Genomic DNA, 19,871 nt, shown 5'->3' on the forward strand with positions numbered 1-19,871 from the left:
GGGTCGTTGCTGGCGCGCCTGACAAGCGGGCGCGGCGTTGCTCGTCGTTGCATGGCCCAGCCATGCGGCCTCCTCGCGCCTTGCTCCCGCTTGCCATGCATCGCCATCAACTTCCCCCTCCCCACTGGGATAGGTTCTCCGTTCAGGGGGTATTCCCTGGTTTTGCCACTCAGACAAGAGGCAATGGGCCGTTTTTTGCTACACTGCGCGCATCACATTGGAGAAACACATGAGCATCACAGCAGACGACGTCAAGGCGGCACTGGCAAAGGTCATCGATCCTAATACGGGCAAGGACTTCGTGTCCTCGAAATCGGTCAAGAACATCCAGGTCGACGGCGGTGACGTCGCTTTCGATCTCGAGCTCGGCTATCCGGCGAAAAGCCAGGTCGCGCTCCTGCGCGGCCTGGTTGTCAACGCGGTGAAAGCCATTCCGGGCGTCAGCAACGTCAGCGTCAGCGTGCAGGTGAAAATCCTGTCGCACGCCGTGCAGCGCGGCCTGAAGGTCATGCCGAACGTAAAGAACATCATCGCCGTCGCCTCGGGCAAGGGCGGCGTCGGCAAGTCGACCACGGCCGTGAACCTGGCCCTGGCCCTGGCTGCCGAAGGCGCGAGCGTCGGCGTGCTGGATGCGGACATCTATGGTCCCTCGCAGCCGATGATGCTCGGTATTAATGCGCGTCCGGAAAGCGTCGACGGCAAGACCATGGAACCGCTGGAAAACCACGGCGTGCAGGTGTCCTCGATCGGTTTCATGATCGATCCGGACGAGCCGATGGTCTGGCGCGGCCCGATGGTCACCCAGGCGCTGCAGCAGCTGCTGGAGCAAACCAACTGGCGCGACCTGGATTATTTGATCGTCGACATGCCGCCCGGAACCGGCGACATCCAGCTGACCCTGTCGCAGAAAGTGCCGGTCACGGGCGCCGTGATCGTCACCACGCCGCAGGACATCGCGCTGCTGGACGCCCGTAAAGGCCTCAAAATGTTCGAGAAGGTCGGGATCCCGATCATCGGCATCGTCGAGAACATGAGCACCCATATCTGCTCGAACTGCGGCCACACCGAGGCGATTTTCGGCCAGGGCGGCGGCGAGAAGATGTGCAAGGACTTCGGCGTCGACTTCCTTGGCGCGCTGCCGCTGACGATGTCGATCCGCGAGCAGACCGATTCGGGCCGCCCGACGGTGGTTGCCGATCCGGACGGCGCGGTGGCCTCTGTTTATAAAGAGATCGCGCGCAAGGTGGCGGTCAAGGTCGCCGAGCGGGCCAAGGACATGACCAGCAAGTTCCCGAGCATCGTGGTGAAAAACGACTAAATGCGGGTTGCAGGTATTCGGGAGCGCCTGGCGGCTCTCGGCGCTCTGCCGGAGCACCAGGCGCGCGTACTGCGCGACTGGGTGCAGGGCGCGCCGCACGAACGCGGGCGGCGTCGTCCGAACGATTACCTGCCCAGGCCTGTGCGCGAAGCCTTGCCGCAGCTCGACGCAGAGCTGGCCGGTCTCGCGCGGGTAATCAGCGAGCATCCGGCCGAGGATGGCTCGGCGCGCCTGCTGGTCGGCTTGAACGATGGCCAGGCCGTCGAAACCGTGCTCCTGCCGCGCGACGGCGTCTGCGTGTCGAGCCAGGTCGGCTGTGCCGTGGGCTGCCGCTTCTGCATGACCGGGCGCGACGGCTTGCTGCGCCAGGTCAGCAGCGGCGAGATCGTGGCCCAGGTCGTCCTGGCGCGTGCCCGCCGTCCCGTGAAAAAGGTCGTGTTCATGGGCATGGGCGAGCCGGCCCACAACCTCGACAACGTCCTCGAAGCCATCGACCTGCTCGGAGTCGAGGCGCATATTCCCCATAAAAACCTGGTGTTCTCGACCGTGGGCGACCCGCGCGCCTTCGAGCGCCTGCCGCAGGGAAGGGTGAAGCCGGCGCTGGCGCTGTCCCTGCACACCACCAGGGCGGACCTGCGCGCCGAGCTGCTGCCGCGCGCACCGCGCCTGGCGCCGCAGGAGCTGGTCGAATTCGGCGAACGCTATGCGCGCCTGACCGGCTATCCGATCCAGTACCAGTGGACTCTGCTCGAGGGCGTAAACGACGGCGAGGATGAACTGGACGGCATCGTCGCGCTGCTGCGCGGCAAATACGCCATTCTGAACATGATCCCGTACAACACGATTCCCGATCTTGCCTTCCGGCGCCCCAGCTGGGAGCGGGCGCGCGCGATCGCGGCAAGCCTGCATGCGCGCGGCGTGCTGACCAAGCTGCGCGACTCGGCCGGGCAGGATGTCGAGGGCGGCTGCGGGCAGCTGCGTGCGCGGGCCGGCCGGTCGATTCCTCTCCAGCGCGCCTGAAGTTTCTCCCAAGTCAACACGGCAGTTTTTCTTGTCAAGCGTTGCGCGCATGCTTTTCCGTCTTGTATCTGCTTAAAAATAAAGTCTGTAGGAAATTTCATTCCTACACTGGCGTTTGACCTGACACGCCAAGCGGCCACCCAAGCCGAGACCAAGGACCCATGAACAGCATCTGCGCGCGATGGAGTGACCGTTACCTGGGCGCAAACCACTGGTTCATTCCTGCCGACCTGTTGAACCAGGCGGCCAACGTCCGCACGCGCGCCGAAAATGTCGTCAACGCCGCACTGCTGGCCGCCACCGCCGGACCCTTTTACGCGCTCGCCTACCACCTGCTCGGTTTCGATGCCGCTGCCGTCGAGATCCTGCTGTGCTGCGCCTGCATGCTCGGTTCTCCCTTGCTGCTGCGCGCCAGCGGCAGCATCTGGGCAGCGCGCGAACTGTTCCTGTGTGCGCTGTTCTTCAATTTCAGCTGGCTCAGCTATAACCTGGGCGGGATCGGCGCGCCCACCGCCAGCTGGCTGATCACGGCGCCGCTGGTGGCGATGTTCCTGGGCGGCGTGACCAGCGCCCTGTGCTGGCTGGGGCTCAGCTGCACGGCGGCCGTCGCTATCTATATGCTGCCGGGGGCCGGCTTTCCGCTCCCGGACCACCCGGTGGCCGACATGGCGCTGCTCTACCTGGCCTGCCACCTCGGCCTGTTCGTGGTCGTGCTGGTGTTCGCGCTGCTGTTCGAGCTGACCAAGACCCAGGGCTTCGTCAAGCTCGAGCAGGCGCTCGGCACCATCAACGAGCTGGCCATCCGCGACGAACTGACCGGCGTGCACAACCGCCGCTACTTGTTGGGTCTCATCGAAAAGGAAAAGGAGCGCAGCGACCGCAACGGCCGCAGCTTTTGCCTGTGCCTGCTCGATATCGATTTCTTCAAGCGCGTCAACGACACCTGGGGCCACAGCGCGGGCGATACCGTGTTGCGCGCCTTTGCCGGCGTGGTGGAGGGACTGGTGCGCGGCAGCGACAGCTTCGGGCGCTACGGCGGCGAGGAGTTCCTGCTGATGCTGCCCGAAACCCCGTCCGCCGACGCGATGATCCTGGCCGAGCGCGTGCGCGGGGCGATCGAGAAGATGCGCTGCATGGCGCGGGAGGGCGACAGCGAGATCGCGCTGACGGTGTCGATCGGCGTCGCCGAATACCGCATGGGCGAGACGGTCGGTCTCGCGGTCGGGCGCGCCGACGAGGCGCTGTACCTGGCCAAGTCGAGCGGCCGCAACCGCGTGGTCTGCCACGGCCAGGGCGAGGAGCCGCTGGCGCTCGCCTTGCGCGCGAATGCGCCGGCCCCGGTCGAGCTCAAGGACCTGGGCGCGAGCGTCGGCCGCATGCTCGACGGCGTCCATTGCGACCAGCTCACCGGTTTGCTCAACCGGCGCCTGCTGCGCGACCGCCTGCGCCATGCGATGGACCGCGCCGACCGCAACCGGCGCCTGGTCGCGCTGCTGCTCCTGAATATCAACAAGTTCAAGGAAGTGAACGACGCCCTCGGCTACGAAGCCGGCGACGCGCTGCTGGTGCAGGCCGGCACCAACATCCGCCAGTGCCTGCGCGACTGCGATACCGTGGCGCGCTGGAGCGGCGACGAATTCGTGGCGCTGCTCGAGGACGTGGCGGAAGAAGGCGACGCGCGCCAGGTGGCGGAAAAGATCCTCGACCGCTTCGGGCTGCCCTTGCACGCGGGCGAACGTGAATGTTTTGTCACGCTGTCGGTCGGCGTTGCCCTGTACCCGGCCGAGGACTGCGACCTCGACGCCTTGCTCAAGCGTGCCGACATCGCCATGCGCAGCGCGCGCGCCTGGGGCGAAAACACGGTGCAGCTGTATTCGAGCACCGCCAGCGAGCCGCAAAGCGAACGCCTGGCATTGAAGAACGGCCTGCGCGAGGCCCTCGCGCGCGGCCAGCTGTTCATCGAATACCAGCCGCAGGTCGACCTGGCCACGCGCCGCATCGTCGGCGTCGAGGCGCTGCTGCGCTGGCAGCATCCGGTCTACGGCCGCATCGATCCGGGCCGCTTCATCCCGCTGGCCGAGGAGACCGGCATGATCGTGCCGATCGGCGACTGGGTGCTGCGCACCGCCTGCGCCCAGAACCGCGCCTGGCGCGACGCCGGCCTGCCCGGCGTGAAGACGGCGGTGAACCTGTCGGCGCGCCAGCTGCGCCATCCCGACATTGCCGCGCGCGTCATGGAGATCATCGAAGCGACCGGACTTCCCCGCGGCTGCCTCGACCTCGAGATCACCGAGGGCGTGCTGATCGACGACCTCGACGCCAACCGTCAGGTGATGGGCGCGCTGCGCGCGGCCGGCGTGCTGGTCTCGATCGACGATTTCGGCACCGGCTATTCGAGCCTGAACTACTTGTCCGAGCTGCCGGTCGACATCCTCAAGATGGATGGCCTGTTCGTGCGCCGCCTCGGCGCAAGCACGCGCGCGCGGCCCTACGCGATCGCCGAGGCGATCGTCGCGATGGCGCATCGGCTGGAGCTGAAAGTGATCGCCGAATGCGTCGAAACGGCCGAGCAGCTGGCCGACCTCGGCGCGATGCGCTGCGACGAAGCCCAGGGTTACCTGTTCCACCGTCCGCTGCCGGCCGAGCAGGTCGGCGCGCTGCTCGCGCGCCAGGGCGCGCAGGCGGACGTTCTGGCCGCCTGATTTTTCTTCCCTTATTTTGTTGTCCCCTTAGCGAGGAGTACACCGTGCACGAGGAAACGATCGTCTTCGAGCGGGCCGCCGATATCGCCGAACTGGAAGCTTCCGGTGCGCTGCGCGGCAGCGTCGCCCAGTTCGCGCAGCCGCGCGGCGCCAACCTGATGCGCCGCGCCGAGGCGCTCGACAGCTGGTGCCGGCTGCGCGCCAGGCACGGGGTCTGGCAGTACGCGCGCGCACTCGATGGGGCGCCGGGCCCGGAATCGAACGTGCACGAAGAATGCGTTCCCGGCTCGGCCACCCGCGGTGTGAATTTCGCGTCCCAGGATTACCTGTCGCTCGCTTCGCACCCGGCGGTGCACGAGGCCGCACGCGCGGCGCTGGCGGAGGCGGGCCCGCACAGCGCCGGCTCGGCGGTCCTGCTCGGGAACAGCCGCCTGTCGCTGGCGCTGGAAGCGGCGCTCGGCGAACTGCTGCAGCTCGACCACGTGACCCTGTTTCCGACCGGCTGGGGCGCCGCGTTCGGCGCCATCACCGCGCTGGTGCATGCGCGCGATTACGTGCTGGTCGACCAGCTGGCGCACGCCTCGCTGCGCCAGGGCGCGAATGCCGCCACCCGCAACGTGGTGCTGCACCGGCACCTCGACACCGGCCACGTGCGCGAACTGCTGGCCGCGATCCGCGCGCGCGACACCGAGAACGCCATCCTGGTCGTCACCGAGGGCCTGTTCAGCATGGATGCCGACATGCCCGACCTGCCGCTGATGCAGTACCTGTGCCGCGAGTACAACGCCGCCTTGCTGGTCGACGTGGCGCACGACCTCGGCGCCCTGGGCCCGGGCGGCACCGGCAGCCTGGGGCTGCAAGCCATGCTGGGCAAGGCCGACCTGGTGATGGGCGCGTTTTCCAAGACCTTCGCCTCGAACGGCGGTTTCGTGGCCAGCGCCTCGCGCGCGGTGAAGCGCCAGCTGCAGCTGTTCGCAGGTCCCCACCTGTTCTCGAACGCGCTCTCGCCAATACAGGCGGCCTGCGTGCTCGAAGCCCTGCGCATCGTCGCCGGCAGCGAGGGCGACGAACTGCGCGATGCCTTGCTGCGCAATGCGACGGTCTTGCGCGCGAATCTGGCCGAGACCGGCATGCGCTGCATCGGCGTGCCTTCGGCGATCGTGCCGCTCTGGATCGGCAACGAACAGGTGGCGCGCCTGGCCGGGCGCACGCTGGCGCGCGAGGGCGTGTTCGTCAACGCGGTCGAGTATCCCGGCGTGCCGCTGGGCGCGGCGCGCCTGCGCCTGCAGGTGATGGCGGCGCACCGGCCGGAGCAGCTGCGCCAGGGCGCGCGCATGATCGGCGCGGCGGTGAGCGGCGCCGGCGCGGCGCTCGGCGTGGAGCCGGCGCGCCAGCCCTGGCCGCGGGAGCGCTCCCGTGGCTGACGCATCCGAACCCGAACAAGTCCTGCTCGCGCAGCGGCTGCGCGACAGGGCGCGTGCCACCCCGGAGCGCATCGCTTACACCTTCCTGCGCGAGAACGGCAGCGAGCAGGACATCTGTTATGCCGAGCTGTCCGCGCGCGTCGATGCGCTGGCGGCGCACATGCTGGCACATGCCGGGCCGGGCGACCGCGCCTTGCTGCTCTGTCCGGCCGGGATCGATTTTCTCGTCGCCTTCTTCGCCTGCCTTGCCGCCGGCATCGTTGCCGTGCCGGCCGCGCCGGCGCACCGGGAACGCGATGCGGCGCGGCTGGCGGCACTGCTCGAGGACGCGGCGCCGGCGCTGGTGCTGTGCGCACCCGAGGCACATGCGGCGAGCGCCGCCGCGCTGGCGCGCGCGGGTTGCCGCGTACCGCTGCTGCACGGCCCCGCAGGGGAAGGCGCCGTGTCCCTGCCGGCGCCTGCGCCTGCGGCGGTCGCCTTTCTCCAATATACCTCGGGCTCGACCGGCCAGCCGAAGGGCGTCGAAGTCACGCATGCGAACATCGCCGCCAACGTCGCGGCCATCGGCAGCGCCTTCGGTTTTGGTGCGGACACGGTCATGGTCAGCTGGCTGCCGCCGTTTCACGACATGGGCCTGATCGGCAGCATCGCCGCGCCCCTGATGCTGGGCTTTCGCTCGGTGCTGATGGCGCCCGGGACCTTCCTGCGCCGGCCGGCCGCCTGGCTGGAAGCGATCACGCGTTACCGCGCCACCTGCAGCGGTGGGCCGAACTTCGCCTGGGAGCTGTGCCTGCGCCGCATCGGGGACGCACACAGGACGGGACTGGACCTCGCGAGCCTGGACGTGCTCTACAACGGCGCGGAACCGGTGCGCGCGGCGACCCTGGAGCGCTTCATGCAGGCCTTCGGTGCATGCGGCCTGCGGCGCGAAGCCCTGTTTCCGTGCTACGGGATGGCCGAGGCCACGCTGCTGGTGGCGGGCGGTCCGCGCGGGCGCGCGCCGCGCATGCTGGCGCTGGATGCGGCGGCGATCGAACGCGGCGAGGTATGCCCGACGGGCCCGGGCCAGGCCGGCAGCCGGCTGCTGGTGAGCTGCGGCCCGGCCGCGCCGGGTGCCGCGGTGGCGGTGGTCGATCCGGCACGCTGCGTGGCGGCCGGCGCGGACCGGATCGGCGAACTCTGGATAGCCGGAGCCGGGGTCGCCCGCGGCTACCATGGACGCACGCGCGACAGCGCCCGGCTGTTCGACCTGCGCATCGCGGACGCACCCGCATCGCTCGGCGGCGCACGCTGGCTGCGCAGCGGCGACCTCGGTTTCGTGCGCGACGGCGAGGTGTATGTCACCGGCCGCTGCAAGGACGTTATCGTCATCAACGGCCGCAAGATCCACGCCCAGGACGTGGAAGAGCTGGCGGAGGGTGTCGCCGCCGCGCTCGCGCCCAACAGCTGCGCCGCCTTTGCGCTCGAGGGCGAGGGCGGCGAGCGCCTGGCCCTGGCGGTCGAGGCGACGCGCGCCCTGGTACGGGCCGGCGGCCTGGACGAGCTGGCGCGCACGGTCCGCGCGGCGGTGACGGCCGGCACCGGCGTGGCGCTGCACACCCTGGTCTTCGTCGCGCCCGGCGCCTTTCCGCGCACCACCAGCGGCAAGGTCCAGCGCGCGCGCTGCAAGGCCTTGCTGGAGGAGGGCGCCTTGCCGCTGCTGGCCTTGCGGCCGGTGCTGGACAGCGGAAGCCGGGCGCGCGCCGACGCCGCCATCGCCTGGCTGCGCAGCTATGCGCCGCGCCGCCTCGACTCGCGCCTGGCCGACGAGCGCCGCTCGCTGGCGCCGCACGTCCTGCCCGACTTCGGGCTGCGCGGCCTGCTCGGGCTGCAGGCCCCGGCGGCGAGCGGCGGCCTGGCGCTGGCGACCAGGGACCTGGTACGCGTGATGGCACAGCTGGCGGCGCTCGACCTGACGCTGGCCACCCTGGTCGGCGTGCACAACGGCCTGGGCCTGCGTCCCTTGCTGCGCTTTGCGCCGGAGCCGCTGCGCGCGCAGTGGCTGCCGCTTCTCGCGAGCGGACGCCAGCTGGCGGCCTTTGCGCTGAGCGAGCCGCAGGCCGGATCGAACCCGCGCGCGATCGGGACCCGCGCCGACCGCGTCGACGGCGGCTGGCGCCTGAACGGCGAGAAGCATTTGATTGGCCTCGCGGCCTGGGCCGGCGTGCTGACCGTCTTCGCGCGCGCCTTCGACACGGCAGGGCGGGCGCTGGGCACGGTGGCGCTGCTGGTGCCGGGCGATGCGCCGGGACTGCATCTCGGGCCGGAAGCGCTGACGATGGGCATGCGCGCGATGCCGCAAAGCGCGGTGCGCTTCGACGGCGTGTTCGTGGCCGACGCCCAGGTGCTGGGCACGCCCGGGGCCGGCATGGACGTGGCCCAGGACGCGATGGGTTTCGCGCGCCTCGGCATCGGCGCCCTGTGCGTCGGCGCCATGAAGCGCTGCTTTCAATTGATGGCGCGCTATGCCGCGCGGCGCGACATCGCGGGCGGGCGCCTGCTCGAGAACCCGGTCACGCTGCTGCGCCTGCACGAACTCGATTGCGCCATTCAGGCCGCCGAGTCGCTGGTCGAGATGCTGGCCTCCAGCACCGATGCGGGCGAGCCCTTGCCGCTGGAAGCCTGCAGCGCCTGCAAATGCGTGCTCTCCGAACTGCTGTGGGAAGCGGTCGACCGCCTGATGCAGATGCTGGGCGGGCGCGGCTACCTGGAGACCAACCTGGCGCCGCAACTGCTGCGCGATGCGCGCGTGCTGCGCATCCTCGAGGGTCCGAGCGAAGCTTTATACGCCCACCTGGGCGCGCTGCTGCGCGTGCCGGGCAACCCGCTCGCGCAGGCGATCGAGCGCTTCGGCGGTGGCGGGTATCCGGCGTGGCCGGCGCAGGGCAGCACGGGCTGGCAGGACGCGCGCAATGGCGAATTCGCCGCCTGGACCCTGCTGGCGGCGACTGCGCGCGGCGAGTCGAGTGCCTGGGCTGCGCGCCGTCTCGACGTCCTGCGCCATGCGATCGGCGCCGAGAGTGCGGCCGCCGGCGCCTGTCCGGCCGGCGCCACGCTGGCGGCGCGCATCGCCGAATACGCGCTGGCGATCGGCGACATCGAACAAAGCGCGCCGGGCGAGGCGGGCGGGCTCGACCCCCTGCTGCGCCAGGCCGCGCCGGCGGCTTTCGTGCCCGAAGCACCGACTCCGGCTGCTCCCTCGAGCCTGGAGCTGGTGCGCGCCTGCGTCGCGCGCTGGCTGCGCGAGGGCGCGCTCGGCGACACGCTGCCGTCCGGGATGCCGCCCCTCGACGTCGAGGCTGGCGCGGTGAAGGGCGTCCATGCCTGGACCGACGACATGCCGGACGTCGATATCGCGCGCGAGGCCGTCCCGGTCATCGACGCCTGGACGGTCGACACCCCGTTCAGCGACCTCGGCATCGATTCGCTGGCCTCGGTGCCGCTGGCGCTCGAGATCGAGGGGGCAAGCGGGGTGCCGGTCAGCGCCGAGCTGCTCTACGATTACCCGACGGTGCGCGCCCTGGCAGCCTATATTGACGCACAGCGCGACGAACAGCGCGACGAACGGCGTGATGGCCAGCCTGTCGAGCGGCGCATGGAATTCGAGTGAAGAGGGCGGCGACGGCGCTGCCCGCATGGAGCGCAAGGGGGTAGAATAGCCGCTTTATCATTTCGCTTTTCGCCATGACCGTCCGCACTCCCGTCCGCACCCGATTTGCTCCCAGCCCGACCGGCTACCTCCACCTCGGCGGCGCGCGCACCGCGCTGTATTCCTGGGCCTATGCCCGCCATTTCGGCGGCACCTTCATCCTGCGCATCGAGGATACCGACCTCGAGCGCTCGACGCCGGAAGCGGTGCAGGCGATCCTGGACGGCATGCAGTGGCTCGGTCTTTCGCACGACGAAGGCCCGTTCTACCAGATGCAGCGCATGGACCGCTACCGTGAAGTCGTCAAGGGCATGCTGGAGGCCGGGACCGCCTACCTGTGCTACTGCTCGCCCGACGAAGTCGAGGCCATGCGCGAGCGCATGCGCGCTGCCGGCGAAAAGCCGCGCTACGACGGCACCTGGCGCCCGGAACCGGGCAAGACCCTCCCAAGCGTCCCCGAAGGCGTCAAGCCGGTGGTGCGCTTCAAGAATCCGCTGGACGGCGAAGTCACCTGGAACGACGTGGTAAAGGGCCCGATCACGATCGCCAACAAGGAGCTCGACGACCTGATCATCGCGCGTCCGGACGGCACCCCAACTTACAACTTCTGCGTGTCCGTGGACGACTGGGACATGCAGATCACCCACGTCCTGCGCGGCGACGACCACGTGAACAACACGCCGCGCCAGATCAACATCCTGCGCGCGCTGGGCGCCGAGCTGCCGGAGTACGGCCACCTGCCGATGATCCTGGGCGCCGACGGCCAGAAGCTGTCGAAGCGCCACGGTGCCGTCAGCGTCATGGAATACCCGGAGCAGGGCTACCTGCCGGAAGCGATGCTGAACTACCTGGCGCGCCTGGGCTGGAGCCACGGCGACGACGAGATCTTCTCGATGGAACAGTTCACCGAGTGGTTCAACCTCGAGCACCTGACCGCCTCCGCCGCCCAGTTCAATCCGGAAAAGCTGGCCTGGCTGAACAACCACTACATCAAGGCCGCCGACAACGAACGCCTGGCAAGCCTGGTGCGTCCGAAGATGGAAGCGCAGGGCGCGCAATTTGAAGGTAACCCCGGGGGCAGCCCGGCCGTGCCTGCCGTGCTGGCATTGGTAAAAGACCGCGTCAACACGATCAACGAACTGGCCGACGCGGCGATGCTCTTTTACCGCCAGCCGCAGCCGGATGCGGCCCTGCTGGCCCAGCACCTGACGGATGCCGTCAAGCCGGCGCTGGCCTCCTTCGCCGAGCGTTGCCGGACGGTCGAGTGGAACAAGGCGGCGATTGCCGCGATGCTCAAGGAAGTGCTGGCCGCGCATGGTTTGAAGATGCCGCAGATTGCCATGCCGCTGCGCCTGCTCGTCACCGGCCAGCTGCAGACGCCGGCCATCGACGCGGTGCTGGAACTGTTCGGCCGCGAGACCGTCCTGGCCCGCGTAGGGAAGGGGCTGTAAGCCGGGTTTGTAATTCCTCAAATCGGTATTTGCGTAATGCAAGAACCCCCGCTATAATGCTCGCACTTCAGCAGTACGGGGGTATAGCTCAGCTGGGAGAGCGCTTGCATGGCATGCAAGAGGTCAGCGGTTCGATCCCGCTTACCTCCACCAAGTTGAAGTGTAGTCGGTAGTTCAGGGTCCCCATCGTCTAGAGGCCTAGGACATCACCCTTTCACGGTGAGTACCGGGGTTCGAATCCCCGTGGGGACGCCAGGGTTTTGGCGAAGTTTGCCAGAAGCTGCGCCAGCGGCAGCGAGTAGTAGAAGCAAAAGCGGTATGGTATGATGTTGTTTCCCCGTGGGGGGTATAGCTCAGCTGGGAGAGCGCTTGCATGGCATGCAAGAGGTCAGCGGTTCGATCCCGCTTACCTCCACCACGTAGAAGAACAAGTAGTTCGGTAGTTCCAGGGTCCCCATCGTCTAGAGGCCTAGGACATCACCCTTTCACGGTGAGTACCGGGGTTCGAATCCCCGTGGGGACGCCAAGAATTTGGTAGTCGTAGTAAAGTAGTATCGGAACAGTTTTAGGTCCCCATCGTCTAGAGGCCTAGGACATCACCCTTTCACGGTGAGTACCGGGGTTCGAATCCCCGTGGGGACGCCAGTCAGTGCAAAAAGCCGCCTTGAGCGGCTTTTTGCTTTTCTACGTTTATCTCCGTCGAGCATCTCATGTCCGCTTCCCCCCTGACTCTCGCCATCTTCTGCAAGGTCGTCGACAACTACGGCGACATCGGGATCTGCTGGCGCCTGGCGCGCCAGCTGCAGCGCGAGCACGGCGTGGCCGTCACACTGTGGGTGGACGACCTGGCCAGCTTCCGCCGCATCTGTCCCGCAGTGGACACGGACAAAGCCGGGCAGGTGGTGGAAAACGTCGCCGTGCGCCACTGGCGCGGCCAGGACGACGACTATGCCCCTGGCGACATCGCCGACATCGTCATCGAGTTTTTCGCCTGCGACATCCCGCCGCGCTATATCGAGGCGATGACGCAGCGCATGCCGCGTCCGGTCTGGCTGAACCTGGAGGGCTTGACGGCCGAGGACTGGGTCGAGGGCTGCCACCGGCTGCCGTCGATGCATCCGCGCCTGAAGCTCACCAAGCATTTCTTTTTCCCGGGTTTTACGGCCCAGACCGGCGGCCTGCTGCGCGAAGCCGGGCTCGAGGAGGAGCGGCAGCGCTTCCTCGGCCAGCCCGGGCAGGCGCGTGACTTCCTGCGCGGCCTCGGCTTGCCGGATGCCGAGATCGACGCCTTGAAAGTCTCGCTGTTCTGCTATCCGCATGCGCCGGTGGCCGCGCTGTTCGCGGCCTGGCAACACGGCAGCGAGAAGCTGACCTGCCTGGTACCCGAAGGCGTCGCCGCCGAAGCCGTCGCAGCCTTCCTGGGCGCGCCGGCCGGCGCCGGGGCGGTCGCCACCCGCGGCGCGCTCACCGTGCGGGTATTGCCCTTCGTGCCCCAGCCCGACTACGACCGCCTGCTGTGGGCCTGCGACCTGAACTTCGTGCGCGGCGAGGATTCCTGGGTGCGCGCCCAGTGGGCCGGCAAGCCCTTCGTCTGGCACATCTATCCGCAGGACGAAAACCTGCATCACAAGAAACTCAAGGCTTTCCTGAACCGCTATGCGGCCGACATCGCGAGCCTGCAGGACGTGATGCTGCACTGGAACGGCGCGCTGGCCACGGCTGCGGACTGGCCGGCATTGTGGTCGGCGCTGCAGGCCGACCGGGACCGGATCGAGGCGAGGTCAAGCGAGTGGCAGGCGCGCATGTTGGCAAACGGCGACCTGGCTTCGAACCTGCTTGTCTTCGCCGCTTCACTTCGGTAGGCACGGCAATCGTTACGTGATATCATGCTCTGTTACTGCAACCCCTTTTTTTAGATACCTCAGACTCCTATGAAACCCGCAAAAGAGATCCGTGTCGGCAACATCATCATGGTTGATGAGAAGCCATTTATCGTGCTGCGTTCCGATGTCAACGGATCGAGCCGCACGGGCTTCACCTACAAGTGGAAGATGAAAAATCTTCTGACCAATGCTCCGCTGGAAAACGTGTTCCGTGGCGATGACAAGTTCGACGTCGTCGTGCTGGACAAGAAGCCAGTGACCTACTCGTACTTCGCCGATCCGCTGTACGTCTTCATGGACGAAGAGTACAACCAGTTCGAAATCGAAGAAGAGAACCTGGGCGACGCACTGCACTACCTGAAAGACGGTATGGCATGCGAAGCCGTGTTCTACGACGGCAAGGCCATCTCGGTCGAACTGCCGACCACGATCGCACGCCAGGTCGTCTACTCGGAACCAGCCGTCAAGGGCAACACTTCGGGCAACGTCCTGAAGGAAGCCAAGATCGAGAACGCCATCGAAGCCCACCAGCACATCGTCATGGTGCCGCTGTTCGTGAGCCAGGATGACACCATCGAGATCGATACCCGCACCAACGAATACAAGCGCGTCGTCCGTAACTAAGACGTACTCGCTTCGGCAAAAAACGCTGCCTTTCCAGGCAGCGTTTTTTTTCGTCCCCCGCTTTTGCCCCGCATCGGTTCAATTGGTGCCGAACAGCAAGCACTGCTATGCTATTGCTTTACTATAAATAAAGTGGAGCACGCATGGACCGCAGGGATTTCGTTCGACTGGGTGTGGCTGCCGGCGCCGTTGCCGGCGTGACGGCAACGGCAGCGGCTGCGCCGAAAGCAAGCACGGCTGTCGATGATCTGCTCGAGGCCGGCGTGCGCGAGCAGGGCGCGGCCATGGCGGCCGGTAAAATCAGTTCGCAGCAACTGGTCAAGCGCTACCTGGCGCGCATCGCCGCCGTCGACAAGGCCGGCCCGAAGCTCAATGCCGTCATCGAACTCAATCCCGACGCCCTCGCCATTGCCGCCGAGCTCGACCGCGAACGCAAAGCGGGCAAGCTGCGCGGCCCGCTGCACGGCATTCCCGTCCTGCTGAAGGACAATATTGCCACCGGCGACAAGATGAGCACCAGCGCCGGTTCGCTGGCCCTGAACGGGGTGCGCGCCACCAGGGACGCCTTTGTCGCCGAGCGCCTGCGCGCGGCCGGCGCCGTCATCATCGGCAAGACGAATTTGTCCGAATGGGCGAACATGCGTTCGACGCATTCCGTCAGCGGTTGGAGCGGGCGCGGTGGCCAGACGAAGAATCCCCACGCCCTGGACCGCAATCCGAGCGGTTCGAGCTCCGGCTCGGGCGCGGCGATCGCGGCCAGCCTGGCAACGCTGGCGGTTGGCACCGAGACCGACGGCTCGATCGTGTCCCCGGCCTCGAGCTGCGGCATCGTCGGCATCAAGCCGACCCTGGGCCTGGTCAGCCGCAGCGGCATCATCCCGATCGCCCACTCGCAGGACACCGCCGGCCCGATGACGCGCAGCGTGGCCGATGCCGCCCTGATGCTGGCCGCGATGACCGGGGTCGACAAGGATGATGCCGTCACCGGCGAGAGCCAGGGCAAGCTCGCCGATTACGCCGCGGCGCTGCGCCTCGACGGCTTGCGCGGCAAGCGCATCGGCGTGGCGCGTAATTTCTTCGGCGACGGCACGGCCATCGACGACATCGTCGAAAAGGAGCTCGCCGTTCTGAAGGCGCAAGGCGCCATCCTGGTCGACGTCAAAGTGCCGAACACCGACAAGTACGGCGACTCGGAAACGGAAGTGCTGCTCCACGAATTCAAGCCCGACTTGGCGGCCTGGCTGGCCGGCTATGCGCCGCACGCGCCGGTGAAGAACATGGCCGACGTGATTGCCTTCAACGAAAAGAATGCGTCGCGCGAGATGCCGTACTTCGGCCAGGAGCACCTGATCGCCGCCGAGGGCAAGGAAGGACTGGACGCGAAAGCCTATCGCGAGGCGCTGGCGAACAACCATCGTTATTCGCGCGAGGAGGGGATCGACCAGGTGATGCGCGAGCACAAGCTGGACGCCCTGGTGGCGCCGACCGGCGGCCTGGCCTGGCTGACCGACTACATCAACGGCGACCACTACGGCATGAGCTTCTCGTCGCCGGCGGCCGTGGCCGGTTATCCGCACGTCACGGTGCCGGCCGGTTTTGCGCGCGGCCTGCCGGTGGGGATCTCGTTCGTGGGCGGCGCCTGGAGCGAGGCGACCCTGATCGGCATGGCCTATGCCTATGAACAGGCCAGCAAGCGGCGCCGCGCGCCGGCCTTCCCGGGCTCGGTCAACATCAAGGTCTGAATCGAAGCCGCTACCTGTTTTTCGCGCGCTCGAACACGGGGCCCCATAGCGGATGCCCCTGTTCGCCGGAATCGAGCGTGAAGTCCGGGTCGATCTTCAGTGCCTTTTCGAACGCCTGCTCGCACTGTTTCGGGCGCGAGGTGACGCAATAGCTGAAAGCCTGGTATTTCAGTGCCTCGACCCGGATTTTCGTGGGCGAATTGGCGCGGATATCGTTCGAACTCAAGCGCTTGATCGCGCCGTTGAAATCCCCTTCGTTGTACAGGCGGACGCCTTCGCGCAGCGCGGCCTGGTCGCGGCCGGCCTCGGCCCGCGCTTCGTTGCGTGCTTCGTTGCGCGCCTCCGCACGCGATTCGTTGCGTGCACCCGGACGCGGCTCATCGCGTCCCACCTCACGCACGACGGTGCGCGAAGGCTTGCGGCCCGTGGCCGAGTCGAGCAGGGAGTTCATTTCGGCGCAGCCGGCGAGGGCAGCGGTGACCATGAAGGCGCCCAGCAAACGGGAAACCTGGCGGGGAGGAAGGGTTCTCGACATGACAGCCTCCTTATTCGGCCTTGGCCGTGAAATCGTGTTGGATGTTCATCGTTTCCTTTGCACCTGCATCGACCGTCATGATGTGTTCCGGAAAACTCGGGTTGACGATCCGGATCGTGTGCTGGCCCGGCGCCAGCGTCAGGCGCTTGATCGGCGGGCTCACGCCCCGGTCGACGCCGTCGACATACACGGTGCCCCAGGGCTTGATCACCAGTTTATAGGTCGTGCCATTGACGACGGCCCCGAGGGCCCGGCCGGTCTCCGCCGGCGCGGGCGCAGTGCCAGCGGCAGCGGGATCGGCCGGCGTGCCGGTAGCGGTGTCCGCTGCGGCGTCGGTTGGCGCGGCGGTGGCCGGCTCAGTGGCCGGGGCCGCCGGAACACTCGCCGGCGGCGCGACGACCGTTTCGCCCTTGTCGAGGCCGGCTGGAGCGCGCTCGGCCGGCGGCGGCGACAGCGCTACCACGTCATCGCTCTGCTGTAAGTAGGAAACGAGGGCGCTGCCGGCCGCCAGCACCACGATGGCGGCGCCGGCGAGCATGCCCCAGCGCTGGAGACGGCTGCTGCGGTCGGTCGTCGCCCATGCCTGGGGAGCGCTGGCATAGGGATCCTGAGCGCCAGCCGCCGGCGTGGCGGACGGTTTGTGCGGCGCGGCTGGTGCCGGGCTCGCTGGGATTGGCGTGCTGCGCGCCGGATGGGCCTCGTCTGCAAGGCTGTCCTGGGTGGCGGGTTTGCGCAGCATGGCGGCGGGCGTGGCGGCGAGTGAATCTGCCGCCGGCTCCTCGCGCGGCACCGATGCGATGGACGCCGTGTCCAGGCTCGCCACGGCGACCGGTTCCGGTACCGGATTCTCGACGGGAGGAGGGACGGCGACCGGGGCGGCAAAGTCGGGAGCGGGGGGCTCGACCACCGTGAGCGGCGCTGTGATTTCTTGCGGCGCCGGCTCGATCGATGGCTGGGCGTGGACACTGGCGGAGTCATCGGCTCGGACGTCGGCTGGCGCGGAGGCCGCCGGCGGCTCGACGGGCAGGACGATGCGCGAGACGCTTGCCCCGGCCGCAGGCGGCAGTTCAAGCGCACCGGCCTCGATGCCGAGCAGGGTCCGCATCTCGTCCACGGTGTTCGGGCGCAGGCGGCGGTTCGGCCCCAGGCAGCTGTCCAGGCCCTTGGTCAACTGCTCGCTGTAATTGTCGTACAGGCGCGGGCCGAGCGGTCCGTCCGGTGGCGATTCGGCGGTGATGGCGTAATGGACGACCAGCGCCAGCGCATGCAGGTCGCCCGCCAGGCTCGGCGTGGAGGTGGCGCCTTCGTCGATCGAAGGCATCAGCAGCGCTTCGCCGTTCGCCAGCATGACCAGCGTGTCGGGCGTGATTGCGCGGTGCGGGGCGCCGCTCGCATACTGCTGCTCCAGCGAGTCGAGGGTGTGGCGCAGCAAGTTGCGGCACCAGGTCTCGTTGACCAGCGCAGGGGTGTGCTCGACGATGTCGCGCACCGGGCGCCCGTCCGCGAACGGGGTGTAGATCGATGTGGTTTGGCTGGTCATTTTGCTAAAGGTTTATTTTTAGCAAAACTATGCCAGATTTACCTACTCCGTGTCGCTGTAGAGTTCAAGCGTGCGCACCCTGAAGTGCGCTTTAGATACTGATCAGACGTCCAGAAAACGCATCTTGAAGCTGCGGCCCTTGAAACTACCGAAATCCGGTCCCAGCTTGTTGCCGGCATTTAGTTTTCGGTAGGCGGCGTCAGCCACGTCGCGCGCCAGTGCCACATAGGTCTGGAATTCGGTCACGTTGATCTTGCCGACCTGTTCCTTCAGCAAGCCGGCGTCGCCCGTCAGCGCGCCCAGCACGTCGCCCGGACGCAGCTTGTCCTTCTTGCCGCCGGCAATGATCAGGGTGACCATCGGCGCGGGCGCGGCCGGCAACACCGTGTCGCCCAGGTCGTCGAGCTTGTACCAGGACGCCTCGGTGTTCTGGTACTCCTCGATCAGCTTCACCCATTTCTTTTCGTTCGGCGCGCACAGCGACAGGGCCAGGCCCGTTTCGTCGCCGCGGCCGGTACGGCCGATGCGGTGCACGTGGACTTCGGCATCCTTCGAGACGTCGACGTTGATCACCGCTTCCAGGTTGGCGATGTCGAGGCCGCGCGCGGCGACGTCGGTTGCGACCAGCACCGAACAGCTGCGGTTGGCGAACAGGATCAGGATCTCGTCGCGCTCGCGCTGCTCGAGCTCGCCGTACAGGGCGAGGGCCGAGAAGCCCTGGTCGCGCAGGGAATCGGCCAGTTCGCGGCAGTGGGCCTTGGTGTTGCAGAAGGCCAGTGTCGAGGCCGGCTGGTAATGGCGCAGCAGGCGCGCCACGGCCTCGTCGCGGTTGTCGAAGCCGACTTCATAGAAGCGCTGCTCGATCTTCGAATCGTCGTGCTGGCTTTCGACGGCGATCTCGACCGGATCGTTGAGGAAGCCGGCGGTGGCGTGGCGGATGTCGTCCGGATAGGTCGCCGAGAACAGCAGGGTCTGGCGCCGCTGCGGGCAGGCGGACACGATGCCGGCGATCTCGTCGTAGAAGCCCATGTCGGTCATGCGGTCCGCCTCGTCCAGCACCAGGGTCTGCACCTTGGACAGGTCGATCGTGGCGCGCCCGAGGTGGTCGCGGATGCGGCCCGGGGTGCCGACCACGATGTGGGCGCCGTGCTCGAGCGAGGCGATTTGCGGACGCATCGCGGTGCCGCCGGTCAGGGTCAGGATCTTGACGTTGCCGACACCGCGCGCGAGGCGGCGCAACTCACCCGCGACCTGGTCGGCCAGTTCGCGCGTCGGGCACATGACCAGGCCCTGGACCGCGAACCAGGCAGGGTTCAACTTGTGCAACAGGCCGATGCCGAAGGCCGCGGTCTTGCCGCTGCCGGTTTTGGCCTGGGCGATCAGGTCGCGGCCTTCCAGCACGGAGGGCAGGCTGGCGGCCTGGATCGGGGTCATCTCGTGGTAGCCGAGCGTGCCCAGGTTGTCGAGGAATTGCGGTGCCAGCGGCAGCGCGGAGAAAGAAGTGGTCATGTTGGCCTCCAGCCGGAAATACCGGGCTACTCTGAGGCCGGTGCCCAGACCGGCAAGCCGGTCAAATCAAGGTTGTCGTCGCGGCGCCAGACTGGCAGGCCGCTGGTGTCGGTTTCTTCGAGCAGGGAAATCTGTTCCTGCTTCATGCCGGTGCGGCGGGGACGGGGAGTGTTGCGCCTGGGCTCGCCCTGGGTAAAAGCGCCGGCTTCGAGCGGGGCGGCCGGTTCGAAACCCGGCAGGTCGATCGTGGCGTTGTCTTTCTTGTCTCTCATCCGGCGTCGCTGGGCCCAGAAAACAAAAGCCCGGCTGCAAGAGTCGGGCTTTTTTAAAGCTAGTATTTGGTTGCGGGGACAGGATTTGAACCTGTGACCTTCGGGTTATGAGCCCGACGAGCTGCCAGACTGCTCCACCCCGCAGCGCTATTGTACTGCTTCG

At 67.5% G+C, this 19,871-nt stretch carries 13 protein-coding genes and 6 tRNA genes; 14 read left to right on the forward strand and 5 right to left on the reverse strand.

Annotated elements, in window-relative coordinates; genetic code table 11:
- Positions 1-229 precede the first annotated feature (229 nt).
- The 14 genes from apbC to LPB04_RS13905 all read left to right on the forward strand — a co-directional run bounded on the left by apbC (position 230) and on the right by LPB04_RS13905 (position 15,852).
- On the forward strand, positions 230-1,318 hold the full coding sequence (gene apbC, locus LPB04_RS13840) for an iron-sulfur cluster carrier protein ApbC (RefSeq protein WP_193685140.1): 1,089 nt from the start codon (positions 230-232) through the stop codon (positions 1,316-1,318).
- The gene (locus tag LPB04_RS13845) at positions 1,319-2,338 is read left to right on the forward strand and encodes an RNA methyltransferase (protein ID WP_193685141.1); all 1,020 of its coding nucleotides are present in this window, start codon (positions 1,319-1,321) and stop codon (positions 2,336-2,338) included.
- A gap of 161 nt (positions 2,339-2,499) precedes the next feature.
- Positions 2,500-5,040: a bifunctional diguanylate cyclase/phosphodiesterase gene (locus LPB04_RS13850; RefSeq protein WP_193685142.1), complete on the forward strand. Its 2,541-nt coding sequence runs from the start codon at positions 2,500-2,502 to the stop codon at positions 5,038-5,040.
- A 44-nt stretch (positions 5,041-5,084) separates the two neighbouring features.
- Complete coding sequence (locus tag LPB04_RS13855; protein ID WP_193685143.1) at positions 5,085-6,464, forward strand: aminotransferase class I/II-fold pyridoxal phosphate-dependent enzyme; 1,380 nt, start codon at positions 5,085-5,087, stop codon at positions 6,462-6,464.
- Complete coding sequence (locus tag LPB04_RS13860; protein ID WP_193685144.1) at positions 6,457-10,113, forward strand: AMP-binding protein; 3,657 nt, start codon at positions 6,457-6,459, stop codon at positions 10,111-10,113. The genes LPB04_RS13855 and LPB04_RS13860 overlap by 8 nt, the downstream gene beginning before the upstream one ends.
- Before the next feature lie 74 nt (positions 10,114-10,187).
- Complete coding sequence (gene gltX, locus LPB04_RS13865; protein ID WP_193685145.1) at positions 10,188-11,603, forward strand: glutamate--tRNA ligase; 1,416 nt, start codon at positions 10,188-10,190, stop codon at positions 11,601-11,603.
- A 77-nt stretch (positions 11,604-11,680) separates the two neighbouring features.
- Positions 11,681-11,756: transfer RNA gene (locus LPB04_RS13870), tRNA-Ala, on the forward strand.
- 26 nt (positions 11,757-11,782) lie between these two features.
- Positions 11,783-11,858, forward strand: a tRNA-Glu gene (locus LPB04_RS13875).
- An 87-nt stretch (positions 11,859-11,945) separates the two neighbouring features.
- Positions 11,946-12,021: transfer RNA gene (locus tag LPB04_RS13880), tRNA-Ala, on the forward strand.
- A gap of 32 nt (positions 12,022-12,053) precedes the next feature.
- A tRNA-Glu gene (locus LPB04_RS13885) sits at positions 12,054-12,129 on the forward strand.
- A gap of 43 nt (positions 12,130-12,172) precedes the next feature.
- A tRNA-Glu gene (locus LPB04_RS13890) sits at positions 12,173-12,248 on the forward strand.
- Positions 12,249-12,313: 65 nt separating this feature from the next.
- A complete protein-coding gene (earP, locus tag LPB04_RS13895) occupies positions 12,314-13,465 on the forward strand; it encodes an elongation factor P maturation arginine rhamnosyltransferase EarP (protein WP_193685146.1) in 1,152 nt (383 codons plus the stop codon).
- Positions 13,466-13,534: 69 nt separating this feature from the next.
- Positions 13,535-14,110 carry an elongation factor P gene (locus LPB04_RS13900; protein WP_193685147.1) on the forward strand — a complete coding sequence of 192 codons (576 nt, stop codon included), beginning with the start codon at positions 13,535-13,537 and terminating at the stop codon, positions 14,108-14,110.
- Between the two features lie 143 nt (positions 14,111-14,253).
- Positions 14,254-15,852: an amidase gene (locus tag LPB04_RS13905; protein WP_193685148.1), complete on the forward strand. Its 1,599-nt coding sequence runs from the start codon at positions 14,254-14,256 to the stop codon at positions 15,850-15,852.
- Between the two features lie 10 nt (positions 15,853-15,862).
- Here the strand turns inward: LPB04_RS13905 and LPB04_RS13910 are convergent, their stop codons facing one another.
- The 5 genes from LPB04_RS13910 to LPB04_RS13930 all read right to left on the reverse strand — a co-directional run bounded on the left by LPB04_RS13910 (position 15,863) and on the right by LPB04_RS13930 (position 19,852).
- Positions 15,863-16,387 (reverse strand): TssQ family T6SS-associated lipoprotein, encoded by a 525-nt coding sequence (locus LPB04_RS13910; RefSeq protein ID WP_227496406.1) that lies wholly within the window; start codon positions 16,385-16,387, stop codon positions 15,863-15,865.
- A 10-nt stretch (positions 16,388-16,397) separates the two neighbouring features.
- On the reverse strand, positions 16,398-17,927 hold the full coding sequence (locus LPB04_RS13915) for a PEGA domain-containing protein (protein WP_193685149.1): 1,530 nt from the start codon (positions 17,925-17,927) through the stop codon (positions 16,398-16,400).
- Between the two features lie 102 nt (positions 17,928-18,029).
- A complete protein-coding gene (gene dbpA, locus LPB04_RS13920) occupies positions 18,030-19,436 on the reverse strand; it encodes an ATP-dependent RNA helicase DbpA (protein ID WP_193685150.1) in 1,407 nt (468 codons plus the stop codon).
- Between the two features lie 26 nt (positions 19,437-19,462).
- On the reverse strand, positions 19,463-19,708 hold the full coding sequence (locus LPB04_RS13925) for a hypothetical protein (RefSeq protein ID WP_193685151.1): 246 nt from the start codon (positions 19,706-19,708) through the stop codon (positions 19,463-19,465).
- A 67-nt stretch (positions 19,709-19,775) separates the two neighbouring features.
- A tRNA-Met gene (locus LPB04_RS13930) sits at positions 19,776-19,852 on the reverse strand.
- Between the last annotated feature and the right edge of the window lie 19 nt (positions 19,853-19,871).

The sequence above is a fragment of the Massilia litorea genome, assembly GCF_015101885.1.
Classification (GTDB): domain Bacteria; phylum Pseudomonadota; class Gammaproteobacteria; order Burkholderiales; family Burkholderiaceae_D; genus Telluria; species Telluria litorea.

What these genes read in the sequence shown, in the direction of transcription:
- apbC (WP_193685140.1), top strand. Translation starts at nt 230, where the DNA reads ATGAGCATCACAGCAGACGACGTCAAGGCGGCACTGGCAAAGGTCATC.
- LPB04_RS13845 (WP_193685141.1), top strand. Translation starts at nt 1,319, where the DNA reads ATGCGGGTTGCAGGTATTCGGGAGCGCCTGGCGGCTCTCGGCGCTCTG.
- LPB04_RS13850 (WP_193685142.1), top strand. Translation starts at nt 2,500, where the DNA reads ATGAACAGCATCTGCGCGCGATGGAGTGACCGTTACCTGGGCGCAAAC.
- gltX (WP_193685145.1), top strand. Translation starts at nt 10,188, where the DNA reads ATGACCGTCCGCACTCCCGTCCGCACCCGATTTGCTCCCAGCCCGACC.
- earP (WP_193685146.1), top strand. Translation starts at nt 12,314, where the DNA reads ATGTCCGCTTCCCCCCTGACTCTCGCCATCTTCTGCAAGGTCGTCGAC.
- LPB04_RS13900 (WP_193685147.1), top strand. Translation starts at nt 13,535, where the DNA reads ATGAAACCCGCAAAAGAGATCCGTGTCGGCAACATCATCATGGTTGAT.
- LPB04_RS13905 (WP_193685148.1), top strand. Translation starts at nt 14,254, where the DNA reads ATGGACCGCAGGGATTTCGTTCGACTGGGTGTGGCTGCCGGCGCCGTT.
- LPB04_RS13910 (WP_227496406.1), bottom strand. Translation starts at nt 16,387, where the DNA reads ATGTCGAGAACCCTTCCTCCCCGCCAGGTTTCCCGTTTGCTGGGCGCC.
- LPB04_RS13915 (WP_193685149.1), bottom strand. Translation starts at nt 17,927, where the DNA reads ATGACCAGCCAAACCACATCGATCTACACCCCGTTCGCGGACGGGCGC.
- dbpA (WP_193685150.1), bottom strand. Translation starts at nt 19,436, where the DNA reads ATGACCACTTCTTTCTCCGCGCTGCCGCTGGCACCGCAATTCCTCGAC.
- LPB04_RS13925 (WP_193685151.1), bottom strand. Translation starts at nt 19,708, where the DNA reads ATGAGAGACAAGAAAGACAACGCCACGATCGACCTGCCGGGTTTCGAA.